Annotated in this window: 17 protein-coding genes and 1 pseudogene; 10 read left to right on the top strand and 8 right to left on the bottom strand. The window is 67.5% G+C overall.

All coding sequences use genetic code 11. From position 1 onward, the window contains the following. Positions 1–209: 209 nt before the first annotated feature. The 6 genes from ACIBI9_RS62180 to ACIBI9_RS62155 all read left to right on the top strand — a co-directional run bounded on the left by ACIBI9_RS62180 (position 210) and on the right by ACIBI9_RS62155 (position 9478). A complete protein-coding gene (locus tag ACIBI9_RS62180) occupies positions 210–1649 on the top strand; it encodes a sugar ABC transporter ATP-binding protein (protein WP_397237666.1) in 1440 nt (479 codons plus the stop codon). Then, on the top strand, positions 1650–2663 hold the full coding sequence (locus tag ACIBI9_RS62175) for an ABC transporter permease (protein WP_397237604.1): 1014 nt from the start codon (positions 1650–1652) through the stop codon (positions 2661–2663). After that, on the top strand, positions 2660–3610 hold the full coding sequence (locus ACIBI9_RS62170) for an ABC transporter permease (RefSeq protein ID WP_397237602.1): 951 nt from the start codon (positions 2660–2662) through the stop codon (positions 3608–3610). Before ACIBI9_RS62175 ends, ACIBI9_RS62170 begins: the two co-directional genes overlap by 4 nt. Continuing rightward, positions 3597–4793, top strand: a complete 1197-nt coding sequence (locus tag ACIBI9_RS62165) for an ABC transporter substrate-binding protein (RefSeq protein WP_397237600.1) — start codon at positions 3597–3599, stop codon at positions 4791–4793. The genes ACIBI9_RS62170 and ACIBI9_RS62165 overlap by 14 nt, the downstream gene beginning before the upstream one ends. A 39-nt stretch (positions 4794–4832) precedes the next feature. Continuing rightward, entirely contained in the window at positions 4833–5666 is an 834-nt protein-coding gene (locus tag ACIBI9_RS62160; RefSeq protein WP_397237598.1) for a sugar phosphate isomerase/epimerase family protein, read from the top strand. A gap of 335 nt (positions 5667–6001) precedes the next feature. Continuing rightward, positions 6002–9478, top strand: a complete 3477-nt coding sequence (locus ACIBI9_RS62155; protein ID WP_397237596.1) for a ThuA domain-containing protein — start codon at positions 6002–6004, stop codon at positions 9476–9478. Between the two features lie 209 nt (positions 9479–9687). On the opposite strand, the gene ACIBI9_RS62150 is transcribed toward ACIBI9_RS62155, so the two are convergent. From ACIBI9_RS62150 to ACIBI9_RS62130, 5 genes are all read right to left on the bottom strand, one after another. Continuing rightward, on the bottom strand, positions 9688–10710 hold the full coding sequence (locus ACIBI9_RS62150; protein WP_397237594.1) for a LacI family DNA-binding transcriptional regulator: 1023 nt from the start codon (positions 10708–10710) through the stop codon (positions 9688–9690). Positions 10711–10950: 240 nt separating this feature from the next. Then, positions 10951–12366, bottom strand: coding sequence for a non-reducing end alpha-L-arabinofuranosidase family hydrolase (locus ACIBI9_RS62145; RefSeq protein ID WP_397237664.1), 1416 nt, complete (start codon positions 12364–12366; stop codon positions 10951–10953). Positions 12367–12472: 106 nt separating this feature from the next. Beyond that, the gene (locus tag ACIBI9_RS62140) at positions 12473–14494 is read right to left on the bottom strand and encodes an RICIN domain-containing protein (RefSeq protein WP_397237592.1); all 2022 of its coding nucleotides are present in this window, start codon (positions 14492–14494) and stop codon (positions 12473–12475) included. Continuing rightward, positions 14491–17217, bottom strand: coding sequence for a beta-L-arabinofuranosidase domain-containing protein (locus ACIBI9_RS62135; protein WP_397237590.1), 2727 nt, complete (start codon positions 17215–17217; stop codon positions 14491–14493). The genes ACIBI9_RS62140 and ACIBI9_RS62135 overlap by 4 nt, the downstream gene beginning before the upstream one ends. A 578-nt stretch (positions 17218–17795) precedes the next feature. Next, positions 17796–18338, bottom strand: coding sequence for an RICIN domain-containing protein (locus tag ACIBI9_RS62130; RefSeq protein WP_397237588.1), 543 nt, complete (start codon positions 18336–18338; stop codon positions 17796–17798). Here ACIBI9_RS62130 and ACIBI9_RS62125 point away from each other — a divergent pair. Next, positions 18279–18857, top strand: a complete 579-nt coding sequence (locus ACIBI9_RS62125) for a GNAT family N-acetyltransferase (RefSeq protein ID WP_397237586.1) — start codon at positions 18279–18281, stop codon at positions 18855–18857. The genes ACIBI9_RS62130 and ACIBI9_RS62125 overlap by 60 nt on opposite strands. A 106-nt stretch (positions 18858–18963) precedes the next feature. Here ACIBI9_RS62125 and ACIBI9_RS62120 read toward each other — a convergent pair whose 3' ends face one another. Together ACIBI9_RS62120 and ACIBI9_RS62115 are read right to left on the bottom strand one after the other, a co-directional pair. After that, positions 18964–19578: a DinB family protein gene (locus ACIBI9_RS62120; protein ID WP_397237584.1), complete on the bottom strand. Its 615-nt coding sequence runs from the start codon at positions 19576–19578 to the stop codon at positions 18964–18966. Between the two features lie 564 nt (positions 19579–20142). After that, on the bottom strand, positions 20143–21996 hold the full coding sequence (locus tag ACIBI9_RS62115; RefSeq protein ID WP_397237582.1) for a PHB depolymerase family esterase: 1854 nt from the start codon (positions 21994–21996) through the stop codon (positions 20143–20145). 246 nt (positions 21997–22242) lie between these two features. On the opposite strand from ACIBI9_RS62115, the gene ACIBI9_RS62110 reads away from it, so the two are divergent. The 3 genes and pseudogenes from ACIBI9_RS62110 (at position 22243) to ACIBI9_RS62100 (ending at position 25383) form a co-directional block, all read left to right on the top strand. Continuing rightward, entirely contained in the window at positions 22243–22737 is a 495-nt protein-coding gene (locus tag ACIBI9_RS62110) for a MarR family winged helix-turn-helix transcriptional regulator (protein WP_397237580.1), read from the top strand. 290 nt (positions 22738–23027) lie between these two features. Next, positions 23028–23714 (top strand): hypothetical protein, encoded by a 687-nt coding sequence (locus ACIBI9_RS62105; RefSeq protein WP_397237578.1) that lies wholly within the window; start codon positions 23028–23030, stop codon positions 23712–23714. 836 nt (positions 23715–24550) lie between these two features. After that, a pseudogene (locus tag ACIBI9_RS62100) lies at positions 24551–25383 on the top strand (IS5 family transposase). A 24-nt stretch (positions 25384–25407) separates the two neighbouring features. On the opposite strand, the gene ACIBI9_RS62095 reads toward ACIBI9_RS62100, so the two are convergent. Further along, the gene (locus tag ACIBI9_RS62095) at positions 25408–25545 is read right to left on the bottom strand and encodes a hypothetical protein (protein ID WP_397237576.1); all 138 of its coding nucleotides are present in this window, start codon (positions 25543–25545) and stop codon (positions 25408–25410) included. Positions 25546–25878: the final 333 nt, after the last annotated feature.

The raw sequence follows: 25878 nt of genomic DNA, 5'->3' as shown, positions 1-25878 counted from the left end.
GCCTCGGGCTCCTCGAGCACCGTCCCCTCGCGCAGGAGCGTCCGGCGTCTACCGCGATCTCCGCGCAATTATGTCGCGCCGGTGACAACTTTTGCTTGACCATCGATATAAGCCCGCTTAGCATCCCGCAGCATGAGGGACATAAGCCCGAACCTTGCCGACGGCCCCAGGCTCACCCTCATGGCGTGGGAGACGGGGAGGTGGGCGGGATGCTGAGCATGCGCGGCATCGGCAAGAGCTTCCTGGGCGTGCGGGCGCTGTCCGCAGTGGACCTGGACGTGACGGCCGGCGAGGTCCACGCCGTCGTCGGCGAGAACGGCGCAGGCAAATCCACCCTGATGAAGATCATTTGCGGAGTGCATGCGCCGGACGAGGGCACGATCGAGATCGACGGCCGGCCCGTCCGCTTCGGCCACCCGATCGAGGCGCAGCGCTCCGGCATCGCGATCATCTACCAGGAGTTCAACCTGCTGCCCGAGCGCACCGTCGCCGAGAACGTCTTCCTCGGGCGCGAGCCCGTCAGGCGGGGCCTGGTCGACCGGGCCGCCATGGAGCAGGCGACAGCGCGGCTCCTCGACGAGCTCGGCGAGGACCTCTTCGGCCCCCGCGACGCCGTCAAGCGCCTGTCGGTGGCCCAGCAGCAGATCGTCGAGATCGTCAAGGCGTTGTCGGTGAACGCCCGGCTCGTCGTCATGGACGAGCCCAGCGCGGCGCTCGCCGAGCACGAGGTCGAGCTGCTCCACCGGCTGATCGGGCGGCTGCGGGAACGCGGCGTCGCCGTCGTGTACATCTCCCACCGCCTGCGCGAGGTGTTCGACCTCGCCGACCGGGTCACGGTACTCAAGGACGGCTCGCGCGTCACCACGCTCCCGATCGGCGAGGTGTCCTCGGATGAGCTGATCCGCCTGATGGTCGGCAGAGATCTTGGCACGTACTTCCCGCCCCGCTCGACCGGCGCTGGAGAGGTCCGGCTCAGCCTGCGCGGAGCGGGCAACCACAAGCTCCGCGACATCGATCTGGAACTGCGTGCCGGGGAGATCGTCGGCATCGCGGGCCTGCAGGGGTCCGGTCGGTCGGAACTGGCCAAAGCGATCTTCGGCGCGGAGCCGTTCACCGGCGGCGAGATGACCCCGTCCCGCCCGCGCTCGGTCCGGGAAGGCGTGGCCATGGGCATCGGGCTGGTGACCGAGGATCGCAAGGCCGAAGGGCTCGCGCTGCGCCAGTCCGTGCGCGACAACGCCCTGCTCGTCGCCCGCGCAGTGGGTGGTAAAGGCCGCAACGGCGTCCGCGACCTGCTCGAACGGGTCCGGCTCGTGCCTCCACGGCAGGAACAGGAGGTCCGCTACCTGTCCGGAGGCAACCAGCAGAAGGTCGTGCTCGCCAAATGGATGACCATGGCGCCACGGGTGCTGCTGTTCGACGAACCGACCCGGGGCGTCGACGTCGGCGCCAAGGCCGCCATCCACGACCTGATGCGCGAACTCGCGAACGACGGCATGGCCATCATGATGATCTCTTCCGAGCTGCCCGAGCTCATCGGCATGAGCGACCGCGTCGTCGTCCTGCGAGACGGCCGCATCGCGGGCACGCTGCCGGCCGGCCCCTCGGAGGAGGCCGTCATGCGCCTGGCCGCGGGAGAGGTGGCCTGAATGGACACTCTGTCACGCAGTCGCCGTCCCGCCCTCGGCAGCGAGGCACGAGGCGGCCTGGCGGCCCGGTTACGTGAGCCCACGCACGTGGTGTTCCTCGCACTGTTCGGCCTGATCGCAGTCGGCTGGGTCCTCGTCGCACTCGACGGCGGCCAGTTCCTGACCATGGAGAGCGTCGTCGGGATCCAGCAGCGTTCGGCGGCCCTCGGCATCGTGGCGATCGGGCAGACGCTGGCGATCCTGGCCGGCTCGCTCGACCTGTCCGTGGCGTACCTGATCAGCCTGACCTCGCTGATCGCGGCGGAGATCATGGCGGGCCAGGACGGCAACATCCTGCCGGCGGTCGCCGCGGTGCTGGCCGTCAGCGCGCTGGTGGGGCTGATCAATGGGCTGGTCATCACCAGACTCCAGGTCCACGCCTTCATCGCCACGCTCGGCGTCGCCCTCATCATCAAGGGCATCGTCGACCACCTGTACGACGGCCCGGCGGGCAAGGTGCCCGAGTCGTTCCAGCTCCTCGGATACTCCCGCCTCGGGCCGATCCCCATCTCCGCCCTGCTCTGGGCGGGCGTGGCCGTCGTGGCCTGGTTCCTGCTGAGCAGGACCCGGCTGGGCTACCGGATCTACGCGGTCGGCGGGAACGAGGAGGTCGCCCGCCTGTCCGGGATCCGCACCGGTAGGGTCGTCGTGCTCACGCACGTGCTCTGCTCCGCCTGCGCCGGCGTCGCGGGCCTGCTGCTGGCCGGCCGGCTCGGCGCCGGTGCGCCCACGGTCGGCACCGACGGCGGCTACGACCTGGAGTCCATCGCCGCGGTCGTCCTCGGTGGGACCGCGCTGGCCGGCGGCAAGGGCGGCGTCGCCGGAACCGTGGGCGGGGTCCTGCTGCTGGCCGTCCTGGACACCATCTTCAACCAGCTCGAGGTCAACTCCTTCGTCAAGGACGTGGTCCGCGGCGTGGTCATCGTCATCGCGGTGGCCGTCTACGCCCGGCGCATCAAGGGACGGTCGACGTGAAAAGGACACTTCCCATCCTCGCGGTGCTCCTGGTGCTGCTGGCCGCGATCGCGGTCGCCAACCCCTTCTTCCTGGAGCCCGCCGGGTTCCTGGCGTTCCTCAAGCGGGCCGCGCCGCTGGTGATCCTGGCCGCGGGACAGTATTTCGTCATCGTCTCCGGCGAGTTCGACCTGTCGGTCGGCTCGCTCGTGACGGCCGAAGTGGTGATCGCCGCGCGGCTCGTCGACGGCGAGGAAATGGCGACCTGGCCGGTCATCGCCCTGCTGATCGTCATCGGGTTGCTCGTCGGACTGGTCAACGGCGTGGTCACCACCACATTGCGGGTGCCGTCGTTCATCGTGACGCTCGGCATGCTGCTCATCCTGTCCGGAGCGGTCTTCCTGTGGACCGGCGGCGCGCCGCGCGGCGCGTTGTCGGAGGGGTTCCGGGCCTTCGGCCGCGCAAGCCTCGGACCGGTGCCGTGGTCGGTGCTGATCCTCATCGCCGTGGGCTCGGCGGCGATCTGGCTCATGCGCGCGGACTTCGGCAAGACCCTCATCGCCACCGGGGACAACGAACGCGCCGCGGCCCTGTCCGGGGTCCGGGTCCACCGGGCCAAGACCTTCGCCTTCATGCTCTCCGGCCTGGCCGCCGCGGTCGCGGCGATCCTGCTCGGCGGATTCGCCGGCGTCTCGGCCCAGGCGGGCCAGGGACTGGAGTTCTCGGCCATCACCGCGGTCGTCCTCGGCGGCGTGGCGCTCGGCGGCGGCCGCGGTTCCGTGCTCGCCGCCATGGCCGGGGCCTTCACGCTGGAGGCCCTGTTCACGCTGCTCAACCTGTACGGAATCTCGGGAGCGCTGGAGTTCACCGTGCAGGGCCTCATCATCATCGCCGCGGTCGCGGCGGGAGCCATCCGACTTCCCCGGAAGTTCACCCCCCGAAGAGGAGACGCACATGCCGCGTCATAAGGCCGCAGTCGCCGCGTTCGCCGCGCTCGCCCTCGCCGGCTGCACCACCGACAAGCCGGCGTCCACCACCCGGTCCGTGGCGCCCGCCACGAGCGCTCAGGGTTCGGGCACGGGCGCGCAGTCGAAGTTCTTCGTGCAGGCGGACTTCGACGCCCAGCTGGCCATGCGCACCCAGACCCCGGAGGGTCCCTCCGACAAGCCGTGGGAGCAGGCCATCGCCCCGAAGATGACGGACACGGCCAAGTACAAGAAGGACGGGCCGTACCACCTGTGCTTCTCCAACGCGGCGGTCAACAACCCCTGGCGGCAGGTCGGGTGGAAGACGATGCAGGCAGAGGCCGGCCTGCACAAGGAAATCTCCAAGTTCACCGCGCTGGATGCCGAGGGCAAGGACGACAAGCAGATCTCCGACATCGCCGAGCTGCAGGCCAAGGGGTGCGACGCGCTGATCGTCTCGCCGAACACGACGGCCACGCTCACCCCCGCCGTGACGGCCGCCTGCGGGAAGGTGCCCGTCATCGTGTTCGACCGGGGTGTGCAGACGGACTGCCCGGTGACGTTCATCAAGCCGATCGGCGGCTACGCCTTCGGCGCCGACGCCGCCGAGTTCCTGGTCGAGAAGGTGCCGGCGGGCGGGAAGGTGCTGGCGCTGCGCATCCTGCCCGGTGTGGACGTGCTGGAGACCCGCTGGTCGGCGGCCAAGGTGGTGTTCGACAAGAGCAAGGTCCAGGTCGTGGGGGTGGAGTTCACCGACGGCGACGCCGCCAAGACCAAGAGCATCGTCAGTGACTACCTCCAGCGGTACGGCAAGATCGATGGTGTCTGGATGGACGCGGGAGCCACGGCGGTGGCGGCGATCGAGGCGTTCGAGGACGCGGGCCTGCCGGTGCCGCCGATCAACGGTGAGGACCAGCAGGACTTCCTGCAGAAGTGGAAGGATGCGGGCCTCACCGCTGTCGCGCCCACGTACCCGACCTACCAGTGGCGCACGCCGGTCATCGCCGCGCTGAAGATCCTCAAGGGCGAGGAGGTGCCCAAGATGTGGAACCTGCCGCAGCCGAAGGTCACCTCGGAGAACCTGTCGACCTACCTGAAGCCGAACATGCCGCCGCTGCACTACGCGCTGTGCGGTTGTGAGGACCTGCCCGGGTTCCCGGAGGCCTGGGGCGGGAAGAAGAGCTGACCATTTCCCTCCGCCCATTCGACGACGAAGAGGGACGCCATGTTCTCCATCGGAGTGAACACCTGGGTCTGGGTCTCCCCGCTGACCGACGACGACCTGGCGCGGCTCGCGCCCCGCATCGCGGGGTGGGGCTTCGACGTCATCGAGCTGCCGGTCGAGCAGCCCGGTGACTGGAACCCGGGCAAGGCCGCGGCGGTGCTGGCCGAGCACGGGCTGGCCGCCTCCGTGGTGCTCGTCATGCCGCCAGGCCGGGAACTCGTGGCCGCCTCCTCGGAGACCGTCCGCGATACCCAGGACTATCTGCGGCACTGCGTCGACGTGGCGGTGGCCGTCGGCTCCCCGGTGATCGGGGGGCCGGCGTACGCCTCCGTCGGCCGCACCTGGCGGTTGTCACCCGAAGAGCGCCGCGCCGCCTGCGCCGAGTTGCGTGAGAACCTGCGGCCCGTCCTGGACTATGCGGGCGAGCGCGGGGTGAAGCTCGCGGTCGAGCCGCTCAACCGGTACGAGACCAGCCTCGTCAACACCGTCGAGCAGGCCCTCGACGCGCTGCCCGAGGACTGCCACCTCGCGCTCGACACCTACCACATGAACATCGAGGAGAAAGACCCCGCCCAGGCGGTGCGGGTCGCGGCGGACCGGATCGCGCACGTGCAGGTGTGCGGCACCGATCGCGGCACGCCGGGGGCCGACCGCTTCGACTGGCCCGGCTTCGCCGGGGCCCTGCGCGACGTCGGCTATGACGGGCCGCTCGTCATCGAGTCGTTCACCGCGCACAACCAGACCATCGCCACCGCGGCCTCCATCTGGCGGCCCCTCGCGCGAAGCCAGGACGCGCTCGCCGTGGACGGCCTCGCCTACCTGTGCACCCTGTGATCAAGGTGAAAGTTTCATACTTATTTAGCGCCGATGAGACAGCGTGGTACCGGCCACACTGTCTGCATCTGGGGATATCCGCAAAGGGCAGCGAGCCCTGGCCCAGTAGAAGCAGAAAGATGGTCTTGGACTAGCCGGATAAGCATGCTTGACACCCGTGTTTGACCGACCTATTTTCGTTGCGAATCGATTCGACACCAGTCGCATGGTCAGGCCCCGACCGCCCGGATCGATGGGTGGGCCACTGCTGAAGACGACCGGCATCGGCCGGGACGACGCATGGCTTCCCACCCTTCAACTCCGACCGTAGCCGGTAACCCCCCAGGAGATCCTTCATGCGAACATCACGCCTGCTTCACGCCCTCGCCGCAGCCTTATTAGGGCTGTGGCTGTCCGCGGTGCCGCTGGTGGCGCACGCGGCCGCTCCGCAGTTCAAGGTGCTGCTGTTCACCAAGACCGCGAGCGGCGCCTACCGGCACGACTCCATCCCCGCCGGTGTCGCGATGTTCCAGCAGATGGCGACCGACAACAACTTCCAGCTCGACCAGAGCGAGGACTCCGCCGTCTTCACGACCGCGACCCTGAACACCTACGACGCGGTGATCATGTTCCAGACCAGCGGCATGGTCTGGGACAACGACGCCCAGCGTCAGGCCTTCCAGGCGTACGTGCGCGGCGGCCACGGCGTCGTCGCGATCCACAACGCCACCGACATGAACATCGAGGCGCAGTTCCCCTGGTGGGACCAGGTTGCCCTGGCCGGCGCGCACATGACCGCGCATTCATCGATCCTGCAGGGCACCGCCAAGGTGGCCGACAAGGTTCACCCCTCCACCAAGGGGCTGCCGGATCGCTGGGTGCGCACAGAGGAGTGGTACAACTTCGACAAGAACCTGCGCGGCTCGGTGCACGTGCTGGTGACCGCGGACGAGACCACCTATGACGCGGGGCCGAACAAGATGGGCGCCGACCACCCGATCTCCTGGTGTCACAACCCGGAGGGCGGCCGGGTGTGGGCCACCGCGATGGGCCACCAGGCGTCCTCCTATTCGGAGTCGTCGTTCAAACAGCACCTGCTGGGTGGGGTGAAGTGGGCGGCGGGCGCGGCGCCGGGCGACTGCGGCGGCACCGTCGCGGCCCGGTTCCAGAAGGTGACCCTCGACGGCGCACCGGACCAGCCGATGGAACTGGACGTGGCCGGCGACGGCAGGGTCTTCTACATTTCGCGCTCGGGCAAGGTGAACCTGATCCCCGCCAACGGCGGAGGCACGCGCGTCATCGCCACCCTGTCGGTGTACGACGGCGGCGAGGACGGCGGCATCGGGCTGGCGCTGGATCCGAACTTCGCCACCAACGGCTGGATCTACGTCAACTACTCGCCGTCCAACGCCGGTGAGGTGAACCGGGTGTCGAGGTTCACCTTCAACGGCACCAGCCTCGACCTGGCGAGCGAGAAGAAGATCATCGAGGTTCCGGCGTACCGCAACGTCGACGAGCCCGGCCACACCGGCGGCTACCTCGCGTTCGGGCCGGGCGGGAACCTGTACATCGGCCCGGGTGACGACACCAATCCCAACGGGTCCAGCGGCTACGCCCCGATCGACGAGCGGCCGGGCCGGGAGCATTACGACGCCCAGCGGTCCGCGGCCAACACCAACGACCTGCGCGGCAAGATCCTGCGCATCCACCCCGAGGCCGACGGCACCTACACGGTTCCGTCCGGCAACCTGTTCGCGCCCGGCACCGCCAAGACGCGGCCGGAGATCTACGCGATGGGCTTCCGCAACGCGTTCCGCTTCTCGGTCGACAAGGTGACGGGCTGGATCTCGGTGGGTGACTACGGCCCCGACGCCGGCGCCGCGAACCCCAGCCGCGGTCCCGAGGGGACCGTCGAGTGGAACCTGATCAAGCAGCCGGGCTTCTACGGCTGGCCGTACTGCGTCGGCAACAACATCCCGTTCAACGACTACAACTTCGCCACCAACACCTCCGGCGCGAAGTTCAACTGCTCGGCACCGGTCAACGACTCGCCCAACAACACCGGGCTGACCAATCTGCCCGCGGCCAAGCCCGCGACCGTCTGGTACAACTACCACGCCTCGGCCGAGTTCCCGGAGATTGACTGCTGCGGTGGTGCGGCCCCCATGGGCGGCCCGTTCTACCGTTACGACCCGGCCTCCACCTCTGACCGCAAGTTCCCCGAGTATTTCGACGGCACGCCGTTCCTCTACGAATGGAGCCGCAACTTCGTCAAGGAGCTCCGGCTGGACTCCTCGGGCAACCTCCTGAAGATCAACCCCTTTGTGGCACAGCTCGCCCCGCATGCGCCGATCGACATGAAGTTCGGTCCGGACGGCGCCCTGTACATGGCCGACTGGGGCAACGGGTTCGGTCACGCGAACACGGATGACAGCGTCTACCGGGTCGACTACGTGGCCGGAAACCGCGCGCCCCTGGCCAAGGCGAGCGCCAGCCCCGACTCGGGTGCGGCGCCGCTGACGGTGGCGTTCTCCTCGGCCGGCTCGTCCGACCCCGACGGCGACGCGATCACCTACGTGTGGGACTTCGGCGACGGCGGGACCTCCACCGGCGCCAACCCGTCCCACACCTACAACGCCAACGGGACGTACACGGCCAAGCTGACCGTACGGGACTCCGGCGGGAAGACGGCCAGCGTCACGCTGTCCATCGCCGTCGGCAACACCCGTCCCAAGGTCGTATTCTCGGCTCCGCCCGACGGCGGGTTCATCGACTTCGGCGACCAGGTGGCCTACACGGTGAACGTCACCGACCCCGAGGACGGCGCCGTCGACTGCACCAAGGTCAACGTGATCACCGCGCTCGGCCATGACCAGCACGCCCACGACACCGGCCAGTACACCGGTTGCTCCGGAACGGTCACGACCACCGCGTCCGGCCATGACGAGGCCGCCAACGTCTACTACGCCCTGTCCGCCGACTACACCGACAAGGGCGGCCTGAAGGGCAGCGCCGGCATCACCCTGCAGCCCAAGCACAAGCAGGCCGAGCACTTCACCGGCTCGTCCGGAATCCGGATCGTCGACGAGCCCGGAGCCGAAGGCGGCAGGCGCATCGGCGACATCTCCAACAACGACTGGATCTCCTTCGGCCCGATCAACCTGTCCGGGATCGACACGGTGTCCTTCCGCGTCTCGGCGCCGTCCAACACCGGGGCGTCCATCGAGTTGCACGCCGACTCGGCGACGGGAGCCCTCATCGCCTCCAGCCCCGTGCCGGCGACCGGGGGATGGAACACCTACGTGTCCCTGCCCGCGGTGCAGGTCACCGACCCCGGTGGCACCCGCAATGTCTACGTCGTCTTCAAGTCGCCGTCCGCGAACTCGTTCGACGTGGACTCGTTCACCGTCAACGGCAAGGGCGTCGGGCAGGGCGACGGCTCGCCCCCGGGCAGCACCAGCGCGCTGCGGGGTGTGGGATCGAACCGGTGCCTCAACGGCGCCTCGCAGACGAACGGCACACAGGTGCAGATCTGGGACTGCAATGGGCAGCCCGGCCAGCAGTGGACGTCGACCGCCGCAGGCGAGCTGCGGGTGTACGGCAACAAGTGCCTGGACGTCAACGGGGGCGGGACGGCGGACGGCACCGCCTTGATCGTCTGGGACTGCAACGGGCGGAACAACCAGAAATGGCGGTTCAACGCCGATGGCAGCATCACCGCCGTCGGAGCGAACAAGTGCCTGGACGTCAGCGGCGCCGGCACCGCCAACGGCACCAAGGTGCAGATCTGGGCCTGCAACGGCCAGAACAACCAGAAGTGGACCCGCGTCTGAACGCCCTGTGACGTCCGGACCCTGGAGCCGGCCCTTCTGCGGCGGCTCCAGCGGTCTGGACGGCGCGGGCGTCATTGCCGGACAGAAGCGTCGGCCAGGTCGGCACCACGAAGGGTCCCGTGCGGTGGTACCGCTGGAGGAGAGCATCGCGATGCCGACGTCCGGGATCATGAACGCGGCCCGTCGACCCGTGTATGCCGCGCTTCGGCTCAGGCGGGCGGGATACTGGGAGGCCCGGTGCTCTCGCGTACGACGAGTTCGGTGGCCAGCTCGACGCGGCTCTGCGGCAGTTGCTCGCCATGGGCCAGGGTCAGCAGCATCGAGGTTGCCGCGGCGGCCATCTCGGTGAGGGGCTGGCGGATGGTGGTCAGCGGTGGAATGGTCCACCGCACCGACGGCATGTCGTCGAAGCCGATCACGCTGAGATCGTCCGGGATGCGCAGGCCGAGCTGATGGGCCGCGTGGTAGACGCCGATGGCCTGGCCGTCGTTCGTGGCGAAGATCGCCGTTGGCCGGTCGGGTAGGCGCAGCAGACGGTGCGCTTCGGCCAGGCCGCCCTCGATGAAGAAGTCCCCCCGGCCGATCAGCTCCGGGTCGACAGGCACGCCGGCCATGTCGAGGGCGGTGCGGTAGCCGTCGATACGGGCCCGGCTGGACAGCGCGGAGTCGGGCCCCGCGATGATGGCGATGCGGCGATGTCCGAGCTCCAGAAGGTGGCGGGTGGCCGTGAGCCCGCCGGTCCAGTTGCCGGCGCCGACCGATGGGATGTTCCGCGCGGGAGTGTCGGCCGGATCCAGCAGGACCAGCGGGATCTCGCGGCGGGCGAGTTGTTCGTGCTGGGTCTCGGTCAGGCCGGAGAACACCGCGATCACACCGCTCGGGCGGCGCCGCAGCACACCCTCCAGCCAGGCGTCTCCGGACGTGTGGTCACGGCGCAGGTCCGATATCCCCACCATGAGGTCGTGCTCACGCGCGACCTCCGCCACGCCTTTGGTGATCTCGACGGGATAGTCGCCCTCGAGAGCATGGAAGACGAGCTCCACCTGGGCCGTCGGCATGGAGCGGCGGCGCTGGCGGCGGTAGCCGTGCCGGCGGATGAGCTCCTCCACGGCGGCGCGGGTTTCGGACGACACCGCGGAACGGCCGTTCACGACCTTGGAGACCGTCGCGGTGGAAACTCCGGCCAGCTCGGCGAGCTGAGCGATGGTGAGAGCAGACGACTCCGTGGGCATGGCGGCAGTTTAGCCACCGAGTTCGGGGAGGCCGGCAGCGCCGAGGCGACAGTGAGTGTCCGCACCCATGCACGGCAGGCCGGTGTCGTGGTCGTGCCGTGGGCCGCCCGCTCCTGCCGTTGACGGAGGGGCGGCCCGGATCGCCGGGCCGCCCGGAAACGGTGTTCCCAGCCGTCTCACCGAAGGGCGCGAGCAGGCGGCCCTGCCCCGCCGGCTCCGAGCCGGAGCCGTGTCACGCCATCAGCGCTGCAGTGTCAGCACACCGGGCCGGTAGGGCAGGAGGCCGTAGTCGCCGCTGGAGTTGGGGTTGCGTCCCTGGTAGAGCAACTGCAGGTTGCAGGGATCAACGGTCATGGTCTGATCGGCGCCGGCGCGGACCAGTTCGCCGTGGCTGATGTCGTTGGTCCAGGTGGCGCCGCTGTTGGCCTTGCCGGCGAAGGGGTTGCTCTCGGTCGCTGCCTGGGGTGTCCACGAACCGCTCAGACTGGTGGCGGTGAACGAGCGGAAGTAGCGTCCTTGCGCGCCGATCGCCTCGACGAGCATGAGGTACCGGTTCTGGCCTTGGAGCTTGTAGACCTGGACGGCTTCGAACAGGTTGTTCCTCGTGTCGCTCATGACCACGGTCGATGTGCTGCCGAAACTGCCCGGGAAGTTTCCGATGGGCATGCTGGCCCGGTAGATCTTGCCGTTGTCGCCGGCGAAGAACAGGTACATGTTCGTGCTGTCGCCGATGAGTGTCTGGTCGATGGGGCCTGTTCCGGAGTCGGAGATGCTTCCGGAGAAGAGTGTCTGCTGTGATGACCAGCCGTTCGGGTTGGTGGGGTCGCTGGAGGTCCTGTAGGAGAAGGCGGTGCCGCCCCACTGGTAGGCGAGCACCCAGATGTTCTTGGGGGCGAAGTAGAAGAGCGTGGGCGCGACTGTGGAGGACGACATCGTGTTCTGGCTGGCCGAGGCCATGTCGGACCAGTTGGTGAAGAGGCTGAAGTTCATCGAACCCCACCTGGTCCCTGTGTCGTGCGTCGTGGCGTAGACGAGGTGCCTGCCGTTGTACGGGGCGACGGTGAAGTCCTTGAGGGAGACCCAGCCCGACTTCGGGGTTGCCAGCGGGCCTGTTGAGGTCCAGCGGTATGTCGACGGTAGATCGCACTGGCCGGGGTTGCCGCCGCCATCGACCCGGACGAGTTGCCACTGCTGGTTGGTGCCGCCCCAGTCGTCGTACTGGACGATGTTGGCGCCGTCGGTGGTGGAGGCGCCCTGGACTTCCAGTGCCTTGTTGCTGTGGCGGGAGATGAGCCTCACGTAGCCGTCCGGGCTGTCGGCCAGCCGCCATTGCTGGTTGGTGCCGTTGCCGTCGGCCCATTGCACGATGGCGCCGCCGTTGGCGGTGGAGAAGTTGTAGACGTCGAGGACCTTGCCGGAGTGGCGGGATTTGACGCGGTAGTAGCCGCCGCCGGAGTCGACGAACTGCCATTGCTGCTGGTTGCCGTTGTTGCGGGTCCATTGGGTGATGCGGCCGCCGTCGGCGGTGGAGAGGTTGTAGACGTCCAGGGCCTTGCCGCTGTTGCGGTTGACCAGGACGTACCAGGCGTTGGTGTCGACGGTGGCCGCGTTGGCGGACTGATTGGCGACGAACAGGCTCGCCAGTAAGGTGACCACCGTCGCGAGGACGGACAGGGCTCTGTGCTTCACGATTTGCTCCGATTTATCCGACTTGGATGAGTTGCCATTCCTGGTGGTTGCCTTCCTGTGCCGACGTGTCGTCTCAGGGGGTGGTGAGGTCGAAGCGGCGCACGGTCACCGCTCCGCCGAGGGACTGGGTGGCGTAGTTGAAGATCCCGAAGCGGTAGCCCATGAAGAACTGCCAGGCGTTGTTCAACGTGAAGGCCGGGCCGAGGCTCACGAAGTTGCTGCCGTCGGCGCTGTAGGAGAAGCGGGCCTGCCTGCCGGACCCCGGCCGGATGTCCGCGTTGACCCGCAACCAGATCCGGCCACCCGAGATGTTCGCGCTCGCCGCCTCGGTGCCGGTGCCGGTGGTCTGCCACGAACTGTTCATGGTCAGCCCGTTGGTCATCACGACCCGGTTGACGCCGTTGTCGCGTTTGACGCCGATCCAGGCGGACTGGTCGCGCAGCATGGCCAGCCCCGCGCGGTCGCCGTTGGCCATCTGCGAGTAGTCGAGCTCGATCGTCGCCGTCGACGACGGGCCCTGGATGCGGTGGGTCAGGGTGTTGCGGGCGTTGTAGAGGTCGCCTGTGACGGTCGCGGTCTGCAGGCGCAGGCCGTTGCCGGTGGAGAAGCGGCTGGTGTCGGGGTTGTGGTTCCACTCCCAGCGGTGGCCGAGGCTGCCTGAGGTGAAGGTGTCGGGGCCGATCATGGGCGCCACGGTCCGGCTGGTCTGGATGTTCGGCTTCGGGTAGTTGACGCCCCAGCCGCCGTTGACGGTCTGCACGGTCGGCCAGTCATTGGTCCAGGTGATCGGCGCGAGCGCCGGGACCCGGCCGCCGGGATAGGCATCGACGAACGACATGTAGTACCAGGCGCCGTTCTGGGTCTGGACGAGCCCGCCTTGGTGGGGGACGCCGCCGCCGGAGATGGGGCCGGGCATGTTGAGCAGGACCTGCCGCATCTCGTACGGACCCCACGGCGAGGTGGAGCGGAGCACGTACTGGCCGTTGGCGGGGCGGGTCAGCCAGATGTAGTAGTAGCCGTTGCGCTTGTAGAAGCGGGAGCCTTCCAGGGTGCCGACGTTGCTCGGGGTCTGGAACACCTGCTGGGCGCGCACCTGGCTGAGTCCGTCGGGGGAGAGCTGGGCCACGCTGATGGTGCCGTTGCCATAGGCGACGTACATGGTGTCGTTGGTGTCGATCAGCAGCCCGGCGTCGTAGTAGCAGTTGTTGATCTGCGAGCGCTTGGTCCACGTGCCGTCGACGGCTGAGGCGGTGTAGACGTAGGTCCGGTTGAACTCGACGCAGCCGATCCAGTAGTAGGTGCTGTTTCCGGGCCGGTAGTTCAGGGTCGAGGCCCAGATGCCCTTCACGTACGCCCGGCCGCCGTTGAGGTCGTAGGCGGCCGAGTTGAAGTCGAGCCTCGGGACCGAATGTCCGGCGTACTCCCAGTCGACGAGGTTGTAGGAGCGCAGGATCGGCGCGCCCGGCGAGTAGTGCATCGTCGAGGCCGAGTAGTAGTAGGCGTCGCCGACCCGGATGATGTCGCCGTCGGCGAAGTCCTGCCAGACGACCGGGTTGGTGTAGTCGCCGCCCGGAGCCGGGTCGTTGCCGACCGGGACGAGTTGCCATTGCTGGTTGTTGCCGCCCCAGTCGTCGTACTGGACGATGTTGGCGCCGTCGGTGGTGGAGGCGCCCTGGACTTCCAGTGCCTTGTTGCTGTGGCGGGAGATGAGCCTCACGTAGCCGTCCGGGCTGTCGGCCAGCCGCCATTGCTGGTTGGTGCCGTTGCCGTCGGCCCATTGCACGATGGCGCCGCCGTTGGCGGTGGAGAAGTTGTAGACGTCGAGGACCTTGCCGGAGTGGCGGGATTTGACGCGGTAGTAGCCGCCGCCGGAGTCGACGAACTGCCATTGCTGCTGGTTGCCGTTGTTGCGGGTCCATTGGGTGATGCGGCCGCCGTCGGCGGTGGAGAGGTTGTAGACGTCCAGGGCCTTGCCGCTGTTGCGGTTGACCAGGACGTACCAGGCGTTGGTGTCGACTGTCGCTGCTGACGCCTGGGGCGTGAGTGACACGCCCACGAGAAGCAGGCACGAGAGCACCGCGAGCACGCGCCTCACAGGAACCTCCAGAGGTTGTTGTTCGAGCCGTTGTCGTCGGCGAGCACGACCTGCGCGCCCTGGGACGTCCCGACGGGGCCGAGGACCCGGCCGCCGTTGGCGCACTGGATGCGGAAGGCGGCGCCCGACCCGTGGCGCAGCCGCCAGCGGTGGTCGGCGGTGCCGTTGTCGGCCCACTGCACGACGCGTGACCCGGAAGCGGTGCCGCTGTTCTCCACGCCCAGCACCTTCTGGCTGGCCGAGTTGCGCAGCCGCAGGTAGCCGCCGGTGTCGGCGATCGCCGTCCACAGGTGGTCGGCGGTGCCGGTGTCGCCCCACTGGACGACGAGCGCGCCGTCGGCCGTGGACATGTCGGTGACGCCGAGCACCATCCCGGTGCCCACGTTCTGGATACGCCGCGCGCCGTTCGGCATGAATCGCCACTGGTTGTCCGCGCTGCCGTTGTCGGAGTCCTGGACCACCTGGGCGCCGTTGGTGCTGGAGCCGTTCTGGATGCCGAGCAGTTTGGAGCTGTGGACGTTGCGGAGTTTGACGGAGCCGTCGCCGACGTCGGTGATGGTCCAGCGGTGGTCGGCGGTGCCGGTGTCACCCCACTGGAGCACCCGGGCGTTGTCGGCGGTCGACATGTTCTCGACGCCGAGCACCTTGCCGCTGTGCACGTTGCGGAAGCGCAGGGCACTGCCGTCGACGACCGGTATCCAGTCGTGGTCGGCGGTGCCGTTGTCGGTCCACTGGAGGGCGAGGCCGCCGTCGGCGGTGGACATGTTCTGGATGCCGAGGGCCAGCCCGCTGGCCGCGTTGATCAGCCGGAAGCTCGCCGCGCCGGCTCCGCTCTGGCCGCCGGTGTTCCAGTAGACGACGTAGTTGTGGTCGTGAGCGTCGTAGAACGGCCTCAGCCGCACCGACGCCCCGTTGGCCGTGGCCGTGAAGGTCAGGGAGGAGGTGCTGCTGCGGGTGATCGATGAGGGGCTCAGTGCCGGGGCCGACGACAGGCTGGTGTTACCGTAATCGCCCGACAACACGATCGGGCCGTAGGTGACGGCTTGCGCGTCGGGGTTGTCGTTGGCGGCCTTCATGACCACGCGCATGGGCAGCCGCACGGTCACGGTGTCGCCCGCCGCCCACGACCGGCTGAGGTCGGCGTAGGCGCCCGGCGTGGTGGCGATGTCCTGCTGGACTCCGTTGACGCTGATCGTCGCGCCCTGGGCCCAGGCCGGGATGCGGACGCGCATCGCCCACGATCCGCTCACGTTGCCGGTGACCTGCAGCGACGTGGTGTCGCCGACGGGGTAGGCGGTTGTCTGGGTGACCGTGATGCCGCGCTGGCTCCAGTTGAGGGTGGAGGGCGCGAACAGGTTCACGAACAGGGTGGTGCCGTTGTGGAAGTAGATCGAGTCCATCAGCTTGGTGTTGGTCTCGATGCCGGTGCCCTGGCAGCACCAGAAGGAGTTGTAGTCCGTGCTCCAGGTGCCGCCGCCCCAGGCCGGGCCGACACCCCGCCGTCCCCCGGGGTTGAGCGGGGTGAAGTAGGTGACGTGCCCGTGTGCGTCTGCCGGGTTCTGCTGCCCGATCAGATGGTTGAGCAAGGCGTTCTCGTAGTAGTCGAAGTAGTCGGCCCGGGCCGGCGACAGCAGCCACAGCTCACGGGTCAGCTTGAGCATGTTGTAGGTGTTGCACGCCTCGCCGGTGTCCCTCGTCAGGTGAGCGGCGATCGCGTTGGGGGCGCGGAAGTGCTCGGCCTGGCTGTTGGAGCCGTTCGCATACGTGTGCGCGCCGACGGTGATGGACCAGGCGTTGGCGGCGATGTCGCGATAGCGGGTGGTGCCCGTCGCCTTGTACTCGCGGGCCGCCCCGATCCACTTGGGCACCTGCGTGTTGGCGTGCAACCCGTTGAGCCGGTCCTGGCCTGAGGCCAGCGGGTCGAAGACGGCCGCGTGGTCGAACCGCTGGGCCGTGGTCAGCCAGCGGGAGTCACCGGTCATCTGGTACAGGTCCGTGAGCACGGCGTTCATACCGCCGAACTCGGTGCCGAGCATGGCCTGCAGCCGGCTTGAGGTGAGCCGCGACGTGCGGGTGTCCACCCACCCGGCCAGGGCCAGCAGCACGGTCCTGGCCTGGGTGTTGCCGATCAGCCGCCAGACGTCCAGCAGTCCGGCCAGGGTCTTGTGGATGCAGTAGTAGGGCACGTTGCCATTGGTCAGGGTGCGGTTCTCCACGGCTGTGATGTCGGACTCGGGGAAACCGGACAGGTAGCCGCTGGTGAATCCGGCGGCGCCGTTGTTGGCCTGGCATTTGGCCAGTTCGGCGACCAGGTAGGCGGCCTTGTCCCGGCAGGTCGTGTCGCCGAGCACGGCGTAGGCCTGCGCCCACGCTGTCAAGAAGTGGCCCTGCATGTGGGACCGGAACGGGAAGCTGGGCGCGTCCCAGCCGCCGTTGGCCGCCGCGCCGTTGGTGGACAGCCGGTGGTTGGCCCGGAAGACGTACAGCAGCCGGTCGACATCGACGAAGCGCAGGTAGCTCAGGGTGCGGTTCTGGTTGTCCAGCCAACGGCCGGAGGTCAGCCGGACCTGGCCGAGGTCGAACTCGTAGGCCGAGACGCCGATGTCGGATCTGGCCCAGGGGACCGCGGCCAGAGCGGGGGATGGGCCCGCTATCTGGCCGGCGACCGTGAGCGCGGCGGTCGCGCCTGTGGCTTGGAAGAGCTGACGACGGCTCAAGGACATGCGGAGCTCCTTGGAGGTGGGGGGCGGTGACCGGCGTCCGCCGGTCACGTGTGCACCGGGTCAGGCCCTCGAACAGGTCGCTCTCAGACGAGGTGTTAGCGCTAACAACTCGCTCGTGGGCGGAACCGTGGCGGTCATGGTTCCCGTGCCGTCGCGGGTAATAAGAGGGGACATCCAGGGCTCCGTTACTGAATCGCAGAGGGGCAACCTGTTGGCGCTGACACCCGATTCCTGCAGAGAGCTGTGTGGCCTACTCCGTTTGAGCGCGTTGTCGCGGAGTACATCCGACGGTCAGGCCCGGCGTCAACGAGGGGCGCCCTCACCGACCTGGGCGTCGCCCTCCGGACGCCTTTCCGCCTGGAGTTTTGCCTCCAGCGAGATCGCACGGTACTGCTCGTGCATGTGAAAGTTTCATAGAAGTTACGCGTCGGCAATAGGGTAATTTGCGACAGATCGCGAGTTAAGTTGCTGACCTGGAGTCGAGGCGCGGGTGATCACCTTGCGCCCGGTGCTGCCGGGTCGCCGCTCGCAGGCAACACGCTGCCGCCTACGGCTGTGCTGTCGGCGTAGGTGGGATCCTAATTGATCTTAATTAAGTTTCGTCGCCGAGTGGTTGAGGTGCCCACGTTTGTAGTCCCACTTCTGATTGCTCCCGCCCCAGCGGCTGTAGAGCTGGATCTTGGCGCCGTTCCCGGTGCCCGCGGCGTCCAGGCACTGCCGTAGACCTTCGGCTCTCCTGCTGAGGTCTGCGTCCACTGCTGGTTGGTCTGGCCGTTGCAGTCCCACAGTTGGACGGCGGTGCCGTCGGTGGTGCTGGAGTTGGGGATGTCCAGGCAGCGAGATGAGCCCGCGAGCCTGGCGGCAGGAGTCGCGCCAGTGTGGCGAGGACGCTCGATCGGCCCGGTCCTGCTTCGGCCGGACGACCTGACGCCGCAGCACCGCCTAGGAACTCGCGTGCGCCACGCGAAGCCCTCACAGGTTGGCAGGCACGGCGCGGACGGGCAGAGCGCTGGTCGATACTCGAATGACCGGCAAGTGGCTCGTGCGCGAGAATGCAGCCCATGTCTCAGGCGAAACTGCGCACCGACCGCATCGAGCTTGTTCCGCTGTCCGACGAACACCTTGAACACGAGATCGAGCTCGACGCTGACCCCGAGGTCATGCGGTACCTCGGCAACGGCCGTGCTCGTAGCCGTGAGGAGGTCGAGGTTCTCCATGGGCAGCGGCTCGCGGTCGCGGGTCGCGTTGCGGGACTGGGTTTCTGGGCCGGGTTCGTCGACGGGCAGTTCGTCGGCTGGTGGATCCTGGAGCCGCCGGAGCGCATCGATCAAGGGCCGGTCGAAGGGCAGGCCGAGCTTGGCTACCGGCTCCTGCGTCGCTACTGGCGCCAGGGATTGGCCAGCGAGGGAGCCCGCGAGCTCATTCGGCACGGGTTCGAAGATCTCCGACTGCGCCGCGTCTTCGCCGAGACCATGGCGGTCAACACCGCCTCCCGCGCGACCATGACCGCACTCGGCATGGAGCATGTCCGTACGTTCCACATGGAGTGGGACGAGCCGCTCCCCGGCAGCGATCTGGGTGAGGTCGAGTACGCGATCACCCGAGAGCGGTGGCTCGCTTGCCAGGCGGCCAAAGCTTGAGTGCTCGCCGAAGACCCCACCACGAGGATCGCGGCCGTTCGTTGTGACCTGCTCGCTTACCGTGTCGCGCGGCAGTGCGAGAGCTGGTCCCTGCGCTCGGCCGCTGTCATGCGCCGTGAGGCTGGTTCTCGGTGGCCTTCCGGGCGGCTTGTTCGAGGCGTTCGCGGTAGTCCGTCCACCATGAGTCATCATCGGCGTTCGGCAGGCGGTCGTGGCTGTGGCGGCCGGCGGCGCCGTCGATCAGCTCGCGGACGATGTCGGCGTGCCCGGCGTGGCGGTTGGTTTCGGCGATCACGTGGACGAGGATGCGGTGCAGGGAGACCGTGTTGCTGTCGGCCGGCCACCAGGCGACGTGGCCGGTCGCGTCCAGGGGCAGCTCCTCGATCGTGGCGTCCGCGTGGGCCCAGGCACGGTGGTAGAGGGCGATCATCTGCTCGCGGGACTCGTCCGGGGTCGCCCACATGTCGGCGTTCGGCTCGGCGCCATCCTCGAACCAGGGCATCGGCTCGCCGGACGAGCGGCCGAAAGTGTCGCCGAAGTAGCCGAACTCGACGCTGGCCAGGTGTTTGACCAGGCCGAGGAGGTTGGTGCCGGTCGGGGTATGGGGGCGGCGGATGTCGTACTCGGACAGGCCGTCGAGTTTCCACAGGAGGGACTCGCGGGCGGTCCTGAGGTAACGGTGGAGGTCCGCTTTCGGGTCCCATCCGATCATGTCGGCCATTGTGTCAGCGTAGGCCATGAAGAGGGGATGTCACGGTGCGGCGAGCTGCGCGCGGGATCGCCGTGTGGAGGCCGTGCGGCGACAGGTCAGCTCGACCCGCTGGGACCACGGTCCCTTCACGCACGTGCCGTCGTCGGGATCCAGGCCCAGCAGCGTGAACGCGTGTCCGATCTCGGCTGAGCTCGGGTCTTCCCTACTCTGGGCCCAGGAGTAGAGGAAACGGTCCAGCGTCCGCGCTGGGCCCTCGCCAGGGTGCGCGTCACTGTCGACTGCGGCGTTGTCGCCGCGGTCGAGCTACGAGGGCTCTGGTGGTGCGGGCGGAGGGGCGGGATGCCGCACCCAAGAGTGGTGAACGCCGCGGGGGCTTTCGTCCCATAACCCATGGTGTCGCGCGAGTGTTCGTGATCGAGCGATCGAGCCGGCTCGCGCGGGATTTCGGTCGCCCGGCCCTGCGACAGCACGATGGCGGTACGCAGCCGGTTCTCCCGCCGGCGCGGATCCCTTGACCACGGCCCGGTCCCACCGGTCAATGACGGGGCCGTGATCAGGGAAGCGCGCTGATGGTCAGGCGCAGGTGTAGCCGGACGGCAGGGCGGTGTTGCCGTTGGGCCTGCTCGCTTGGAAGCCGAAGCTGGTGGTGCTGGCTCCCGGCGCGAGCGTGCCGTTGTGGCCGGCACTTCTGGCCGTGACGGTCTGGCCGCTGCTGGTGACGGTGGCGTTCCACGAGCCGGTCAGGGTGTGCCCGACCGGCAGGGTGAAGGTGACGGTCCAGCTGGTGATCGTCGAGGTGCTGGCGTTGGTGATGGTCAGCGGCTGGATCACATACCCGTTCCCCCACTGGGACTGCACGGTCGGGGTGGCCGAGCAGGCACCGGTCGTGCCTCCCTGAGTGGTGATCTGGACGGTGTTGGAGACCGGTGAGACATTGCCAGCGGCATCGCGCGCCCGGACCTGGTAGCGGTAGGTGGTGTTCGCAGTCAGGCCCGTGTCGGTGAACGAGGTCGTGGCCGAGGTGCCGACCTGGGTGAACGTGCCGCCCGTCGCGCCGGGAGCGCGCAGGATCTCATAGCCGGTCACACCCGTGTCGTCAGTGGAGGCCGTCCAGGTCAGGCTGGTGCCGGTTGTGGTGGTGCCCGAGGCGGCGAGCCCGGCCGGGGCGGTCGGCGGCGTGGTGTCGCCGCCGGTGGCGGCCGTGGTGAAGGTGGCCGGCGCGGAGTAGCCCGACAGGTTGCCCGCGCCGTCACGCGCCCGTACGTACACCTGGTATTGGGTGTTGGCGCTCAGCCCGGTCAGGGTGATCGAGGTGGTGGTGGACTGGCCGAGCTGCGGGTCGGTGGCGCCCTGCTCCCGGTAGACGTTGTAGCCGGCCAAGCCGGAGCCGCCCTGGTCGGTGGACGCGGTCCAGCTCAGCGTGGCACTGGCGGCGGTCACGTTGGACGCGACCGGGGTGCCTGGCGTGGTCGGCGGCGTGGTGTCGGTCGGACTGGTGGTCAAGCCGAAGAACTCGATGGCGTAGAGGGCCATACCGCTCTGCGGAAGAGCATGCCCGGCGCCCTGGATGCTGTACGCCTCCACCTGCACGGTGCCGGACAGATTGGCGTACCGGCTGCGGGTCCAGTTTGCCTGCGGGGTGTCGGTGCTGGTCGGGGTCTGGCTCAGCCCGAACACATTGGTCCACTGCTCGATCGACTCTCGCAGCAGCGAGTAGGGCACGAGGGTGTCGCTGGTGCCGTGCCACAGCTGCATGCGCGGGCGGGGGCCGGAATATCCCGGGTACGCCTGGCGGACCGCATCGCCCCACTGCTGGGGTGTTCGGTCCATGCTCCCGCCGGTGCACCTGCTGCTTCCGGGCGGGTAGTCGGAGGCGCCGGCGAAGCAGTTGAAGGGCACACCCATGAAGGAGGCCCCTGCCTTGAACACGTCCGGGTAGACGGCGAGCATGTGCTGGGTCATCATGCCGCCGGACGAGCTTCCAGTGGCGTAGACCCGGTTCGGGTCTCCCTGATAGTTCCGCTCGACATAGTCGATCATTGAGGTGATCGAGACCGGATCGCTGCCGCCGCCGCGCTGCTTGGCCGCGTCCGACCAGGTGTCGAAGCAGTTGCCGAACCCTGCCGACTGGGTGGCGGTCGGGTAGATGACGATGAAGCCGTACCGATCCGCCAGCGAGGCGAACTCACTGCCCTGGTAGAAGCCGGGACCGGAGCCGCCGCAGCCATGCATCGCCACCACGATCGCCGGCGAGGGCGGGTGTGAGTCCGGCACATAGACGTGCATCCGCATGTTGCCCGGGTTGTTGCCGAAGGTGGTCACCTCCACCAGGGTGGCGGCGACGGCCGGCGATCCGAGTACCACGGTCATGACGGCAAAGAGCGCCGCGGCGCAGGCACTAGCCAGCACCGTGGTCAATCGTTTCATTCGCGCTCCTCCTCTCCATATCCGCGGCGCGCCGCGGATCGGTCCGCCGCGTATTGACGTCGGTCGCTGGAAAATAGAAGGGCCACGATCCACCGTCAATGCACGTTTGGTGCGCATGCCCGCCAGTTCACCTGGCAGAGAGCCGTTTTCCCTGGTTATCAAGTAACTTGCTATCAAGGTCCTTGATATGGGTGTGGGAAACTTACATTGGACCCCCGTTCTGACGGGGCGCGATATCGTCTCCTGGTGACCGATCCGGGTGTCCCCGCGGCCGCTGTGCCGGACGCACCGCCGCCCCGTGTGAGCTACCTGGTGTTCCGGCTGGAACGCCGCATCCGCGCCTGCCTGGATGAAGCGCTCGCCCGGCACGGCATGACAACCACCGAATACATGGCGCTCAGCGAGCTGCGCCTGCGCGACGCCCCGTCCTCGGCCGACCTGGCCCGCATCGCTTTCGTCACCCCGCAGGCGATGAACCTGGTCATCCGCGATCTCGAACAACGCGGCCTGATCCGCCGCGACCCGCATCCCCGTGGCGGCCGCGCTCTGCGCACCCGCCTTACCCCGAAAGGTTTGAGCACCCTCCGGCGATGCGACCGTTCCCTCGACAGCATCGAAGCCGTCATGCTCGCCGAGATCGACGACCCGGACCGCACGATACTCGCGGAAGCGCTCACGCTGTGCGCCCGAGCCCTCCGTCCGGACACGCGGCCGCGTTCCCGGCGTATGCACACGGCGTGACGAACCCGGCCCTCGAACCGCGCCGAGTTTGATGGAGGCCGTGGTGTGCCCTGAGGTGAAAGTAGCTGGGTTGATCTCTGGGTGGTATGTAACATTTGCGCGGCTTCGTGCGATCCCTTAAATGTACAGTCGCAGTCCTTGACGGCGATGAACAATGGATCAAGCATGAGAACGCTTCAGTACGATCTGGACAGTACTGTCACCGTCGATGCGGAATGGGGGGAATGGCGCCCTCTTCGCGGCCCTGACCCTGCGGCTCCGCCATGCTGAGATGGGGAATCCTCGGCTTGGTGACACTCGTGGCGATCATGGCGTTCGTGGCGCTGGAACGCCATTCGAGGGTGAACGGAGTAATTGACTGGGGGAAAGTCGCCGCGAGAGCCGCGCTCGTCCTGGCCCTGTACGCGACGTTGGTGCCGATCATATTTAGTGTGTTCTCGTCCGCGCCGAATCAGCCTGACACCCCTACGAACACCCCTCAACCGTCGAAGACGGACAACTCCGCATCGGCCATCGCGGCAGCTCGGCAAGAAGCTGCCGATCGGATCAGCGCGTGCGAGTCGGTGCACGGCATGCCCAAGGCGAATCACATCGAGTACGACTCGGACGCGCCTTCCCGATTCATGCACTGCGAATGGCCCCCATCGCCGCTCGCGGACGCGGATGGATACTGGGAGATCCGGGTGTCCAGGACTGAAGGGCCAGGCAGGGACGAAGCCTCAGGAACGAGCCTTGCGAACCGGGTAAACGGCCCTTGCGAACGGTTTCTGATGACGTACGACTATGGGCACATGGGAGATTCTCGCCACCTCAAGCCATTTAAGATAAGGCGAGGCGAGATTTATGTGACCGATTATGATGCCGGTGGAGTCCAGTGGACCGGCGACCGGACCACCCTGCCGTTCTACCCGACCAGAGCCGAGGCGGTAATTCTCACCAGCGGTCATTACCTGATCGCGGATGCCACCTGCGCTTAATAGGTGTTCCCCCGCATCAGGAGTCGCCCCGGAAGGCGCAGCGGTGTTCGGTGGCCAGGTCGGTCCGGGAGCTCTGCGCGGGAAGCCGAGTTCAGCGTCCGGGTGGCCGGGAAGCGCGGCGAGGAGGGCTGGGGGTCGCCGGTGGCGGCGAAGGCGCTCCAGTGGCGGATCATCCTCGCCGACAGCCCCGCAGCGCCGAGGTGAGGGTGATGGAGGTGCGCGCGATGTCGAAGAGCAGCGGGAGTTCCGAGCCGTGGTAGGCGCCGGGCGGGTATCCCTTGGGAAGATGCCGAGGTAGTCGGGCACGCCGGGGTCGGCAGACTCGAAGCTGTGCACCGGCGCGTGCCGGGTCAGGAACCGGTCGGCGGCGAGGGGTGGGACACACCCAGCCGGCGTCCGTGCCGACGGCGGCCCAGGCGAGCGCGGCGGGCGGTCCCGACCGGGCCGGCGTAGGCCCCTTCCAGATGAATGACCCGGTTGACGTACCCTTCGTTCCGAAGCCGTGATCCACATTGCCATGATCGACCTCATGGCCCGCCGCCTCACCAGTGAGAACACCCCCACATGGCGCGACAACTAAACCCGGGATCAGACAGGACTAAACGCCCACCAAGTGGGCGTTTCTCTATATTTTGTGGCGATGCGCCGACTTTGTGGCTAGAGGCTTCAGTCCGATTTGTCCTCTAGTGGAGCATTCATAGCTGCCGGCGCGATCACGGGAGCGCCTGTGTGGCGAGCATATACACCTTGGATTCTGTCTGGTCTAGAGATGAAACAGAAACTCCCTAATCGTGAAGAACCGCCGCTGACCACACAGTACGGGTCAAAAGTCTGCCATGAATGAGCAGAAGTCGTACCCGAGCGACATCTCCGATGCCCGCTGGGCGTTAATCGAGCCCACCTTGACCGCCTGGTGGCAGGCCAAGGCTCGACCGCCGGCCAACCAGCCTCGGTCGAGCTACGGGACGTCTTCAACGCGATCCTGTACGTCAACAGGACAGGAATCGCCTGGAAATACCTGCCGCACGACTTCCCGTCCTACAACACCGTCTACACCTACTACGCAGCCTGGCGCGACGAAGGAATCTTCGCCCAGCTCAACTACGAGCTGACCGGTCTGGCCCGCGTCAAGGAAGGCCGGAAGGCTGAACCGACCGCCTGCGTGATCGACACCCAGAGCGTGAAGACCTCCACCAACGTGCCCCTCACCAGCCAAGGCACCGACCCCGTAAGGAAGATCGTCGGCCGCAAGCGAGGCATCGTCACCGACACCCTAGGCATCATCCTCGCCGTGACCGTCGCCGCCGCAGGCCTGTCCGACAACGTCATCGGAATACGACTGATCGACCAAACCAAAACCGCCTACCCTACGATAACGAAAACCTGGGTCGACTCCGGCTTCAGAAACGCCGTAATCGAGCACGGCGCCACATTAGGCATCGACGTCGAAGTCGTAGCCAGAAAGCCCGAGACCCGCGGATTCCACGTCGTCAAACGCCGTTGGGTCGTCGAACGCAGCCTGGGCTGGCTCATGCTCTATCGCCGCTTAACCCGCGATTATGAAACCCTCCCCTCCAGCTCCCCGGCCATGATCCACTTCGCATCGATCAACAACCTCACCAAGCGCATAACGGACGAGACCACCCCAACCTGGCGAGGCACCTACTAGGACATAAGCCGCAATCTACTCAAATCAAAAGTTCTCTGAGCACGGCTGCGGACGCTGCCGGTCGGGATCGGTTTCCTCGTCGACGCAGTCGATGATCAGCTTGATGGGGGTCCGCCGGTCGTCGCCGGAGAGCACGACGATCACTGGAGTCAGCACCTCCATTGCGGCCTCGGTACCCCTGCGGTAGTCGCCCTGACTGCGGCTCGTCAAGGTGACGGGTACAGCGCAGCGACCACTCTCCGCACCCCGCTATCGCCATCCATCGCGCAGCCAGGACGAAGACGACGGCTGCTCCCACAGGCGTGATCAAGGACAGAAGTCATCAGATCACGAACCAGCCGACATCGCGCGAGTTAACCAGCAGGGTCGTACAGGACGACCTTGCCTAACCTCCAGGGGGCGGCTAGGAGCTGTTTAGAGTTCGGATCATGTGGTTGAGGTGAGGAGTCTTAACCACATGATCGAGCCTCGGAGGTAGAGTCCGGCCTCGTAGCT

This window comes from Nonomuraea sp. NPDC050451 (genome assembly GCF_044458585.1).
This window is presented reverse-complemented; position numbering and strand designations above follow the sequence as displayed.

What these genes read in the sequence shown, in the direction of transcription:
- ACIBI9_RS62135 (WP_397237590.1), bottom strand. Translation starts at nt 17,217, where the DNA reads ATGTCCTTGAGCCGTCGTCAGCTCTTCCAAGCCACAGGCGCGACCGCC.
- ACIBI9_RS62160 (WP_397237598.1), top strand. Translation starts at nt 4,833, where the DNA reads ATGTTCTCCATCGGAGTGAACACCTGGGTCTGGGTCTCCCCGCTGACC.
- ACIBI9_RS62125 (WP_397237586.1), top strand. Translation starts at nt 18,279, where the DNA reads ATGTCTCAGGCGAAACTGCGCACCGACCGCATCGAGCTTGTTCCGCTG.
- ACIBI9_RS62165 (WP_397237600.1), top strand. Translation starts at nt 3,597, where the DNA reads ATGCCGCGTCATAAGGCCGCAGTCGCCGCGTTCGCCGCGCTCGCCCTC.
- ACIBI9_RS62150 (WP_397237594.1), bottom strand. Translation starts at nt 10,710, where the DNA reads ATGCCCACGGAGTCGTCTGCTCTCACCATCGCTCAGCTCGCCGAGCTG.
- ACIBI9_RS62115 (WP_397237582.1), bottom strand. Translation starts at nt 21,996, where the DNA reads ATGAAACGATTGACCACGGTGCTGGCTAGTGCCTGCGCCGCGGCGCTC.
- ACIBI9_RS62095 (WP_397237576.1), bottom strand. Translation starts at nt 25,545, where the DNA reads ATGGAGGTGCTGACTCCAGTGATCGTCGTGCTCTCCGGCGACGACCGG.
- ACIBI9_RS62120 (WP_397237584.1), bottom strand. Translation starts at nt 19,578, where the DNA reads ATGGCCGACATGATCGGATGGGACCCGAAAGCGGACCTCCACCGTTAC.
- ACIBI9_RS62180 (WP_397237666.1), top strand. Translation starts at nt 210, where the DNA reads ATGCTGAGCATGCGCGGCATCGGCAAGAGCTTCCTGGGCGTGCGGGCG.
- ACIBI9_RS62155 (WP_397237596.1), top strand. Translation starts at nt 6,002, where the DNA reads ATGCGAACATCACGCCTGCTTCACGCCCTCGCCGCAGCCTTATTAGGG.
- ACIBI9_RS62175 (WP_397237604.1), top strand. Translation starts at nt 1,650, where the DNA reads ATGGACACTCTGTCACGCAGTCGCCGTCCCGCCCTCGGCAGCGAGGCA.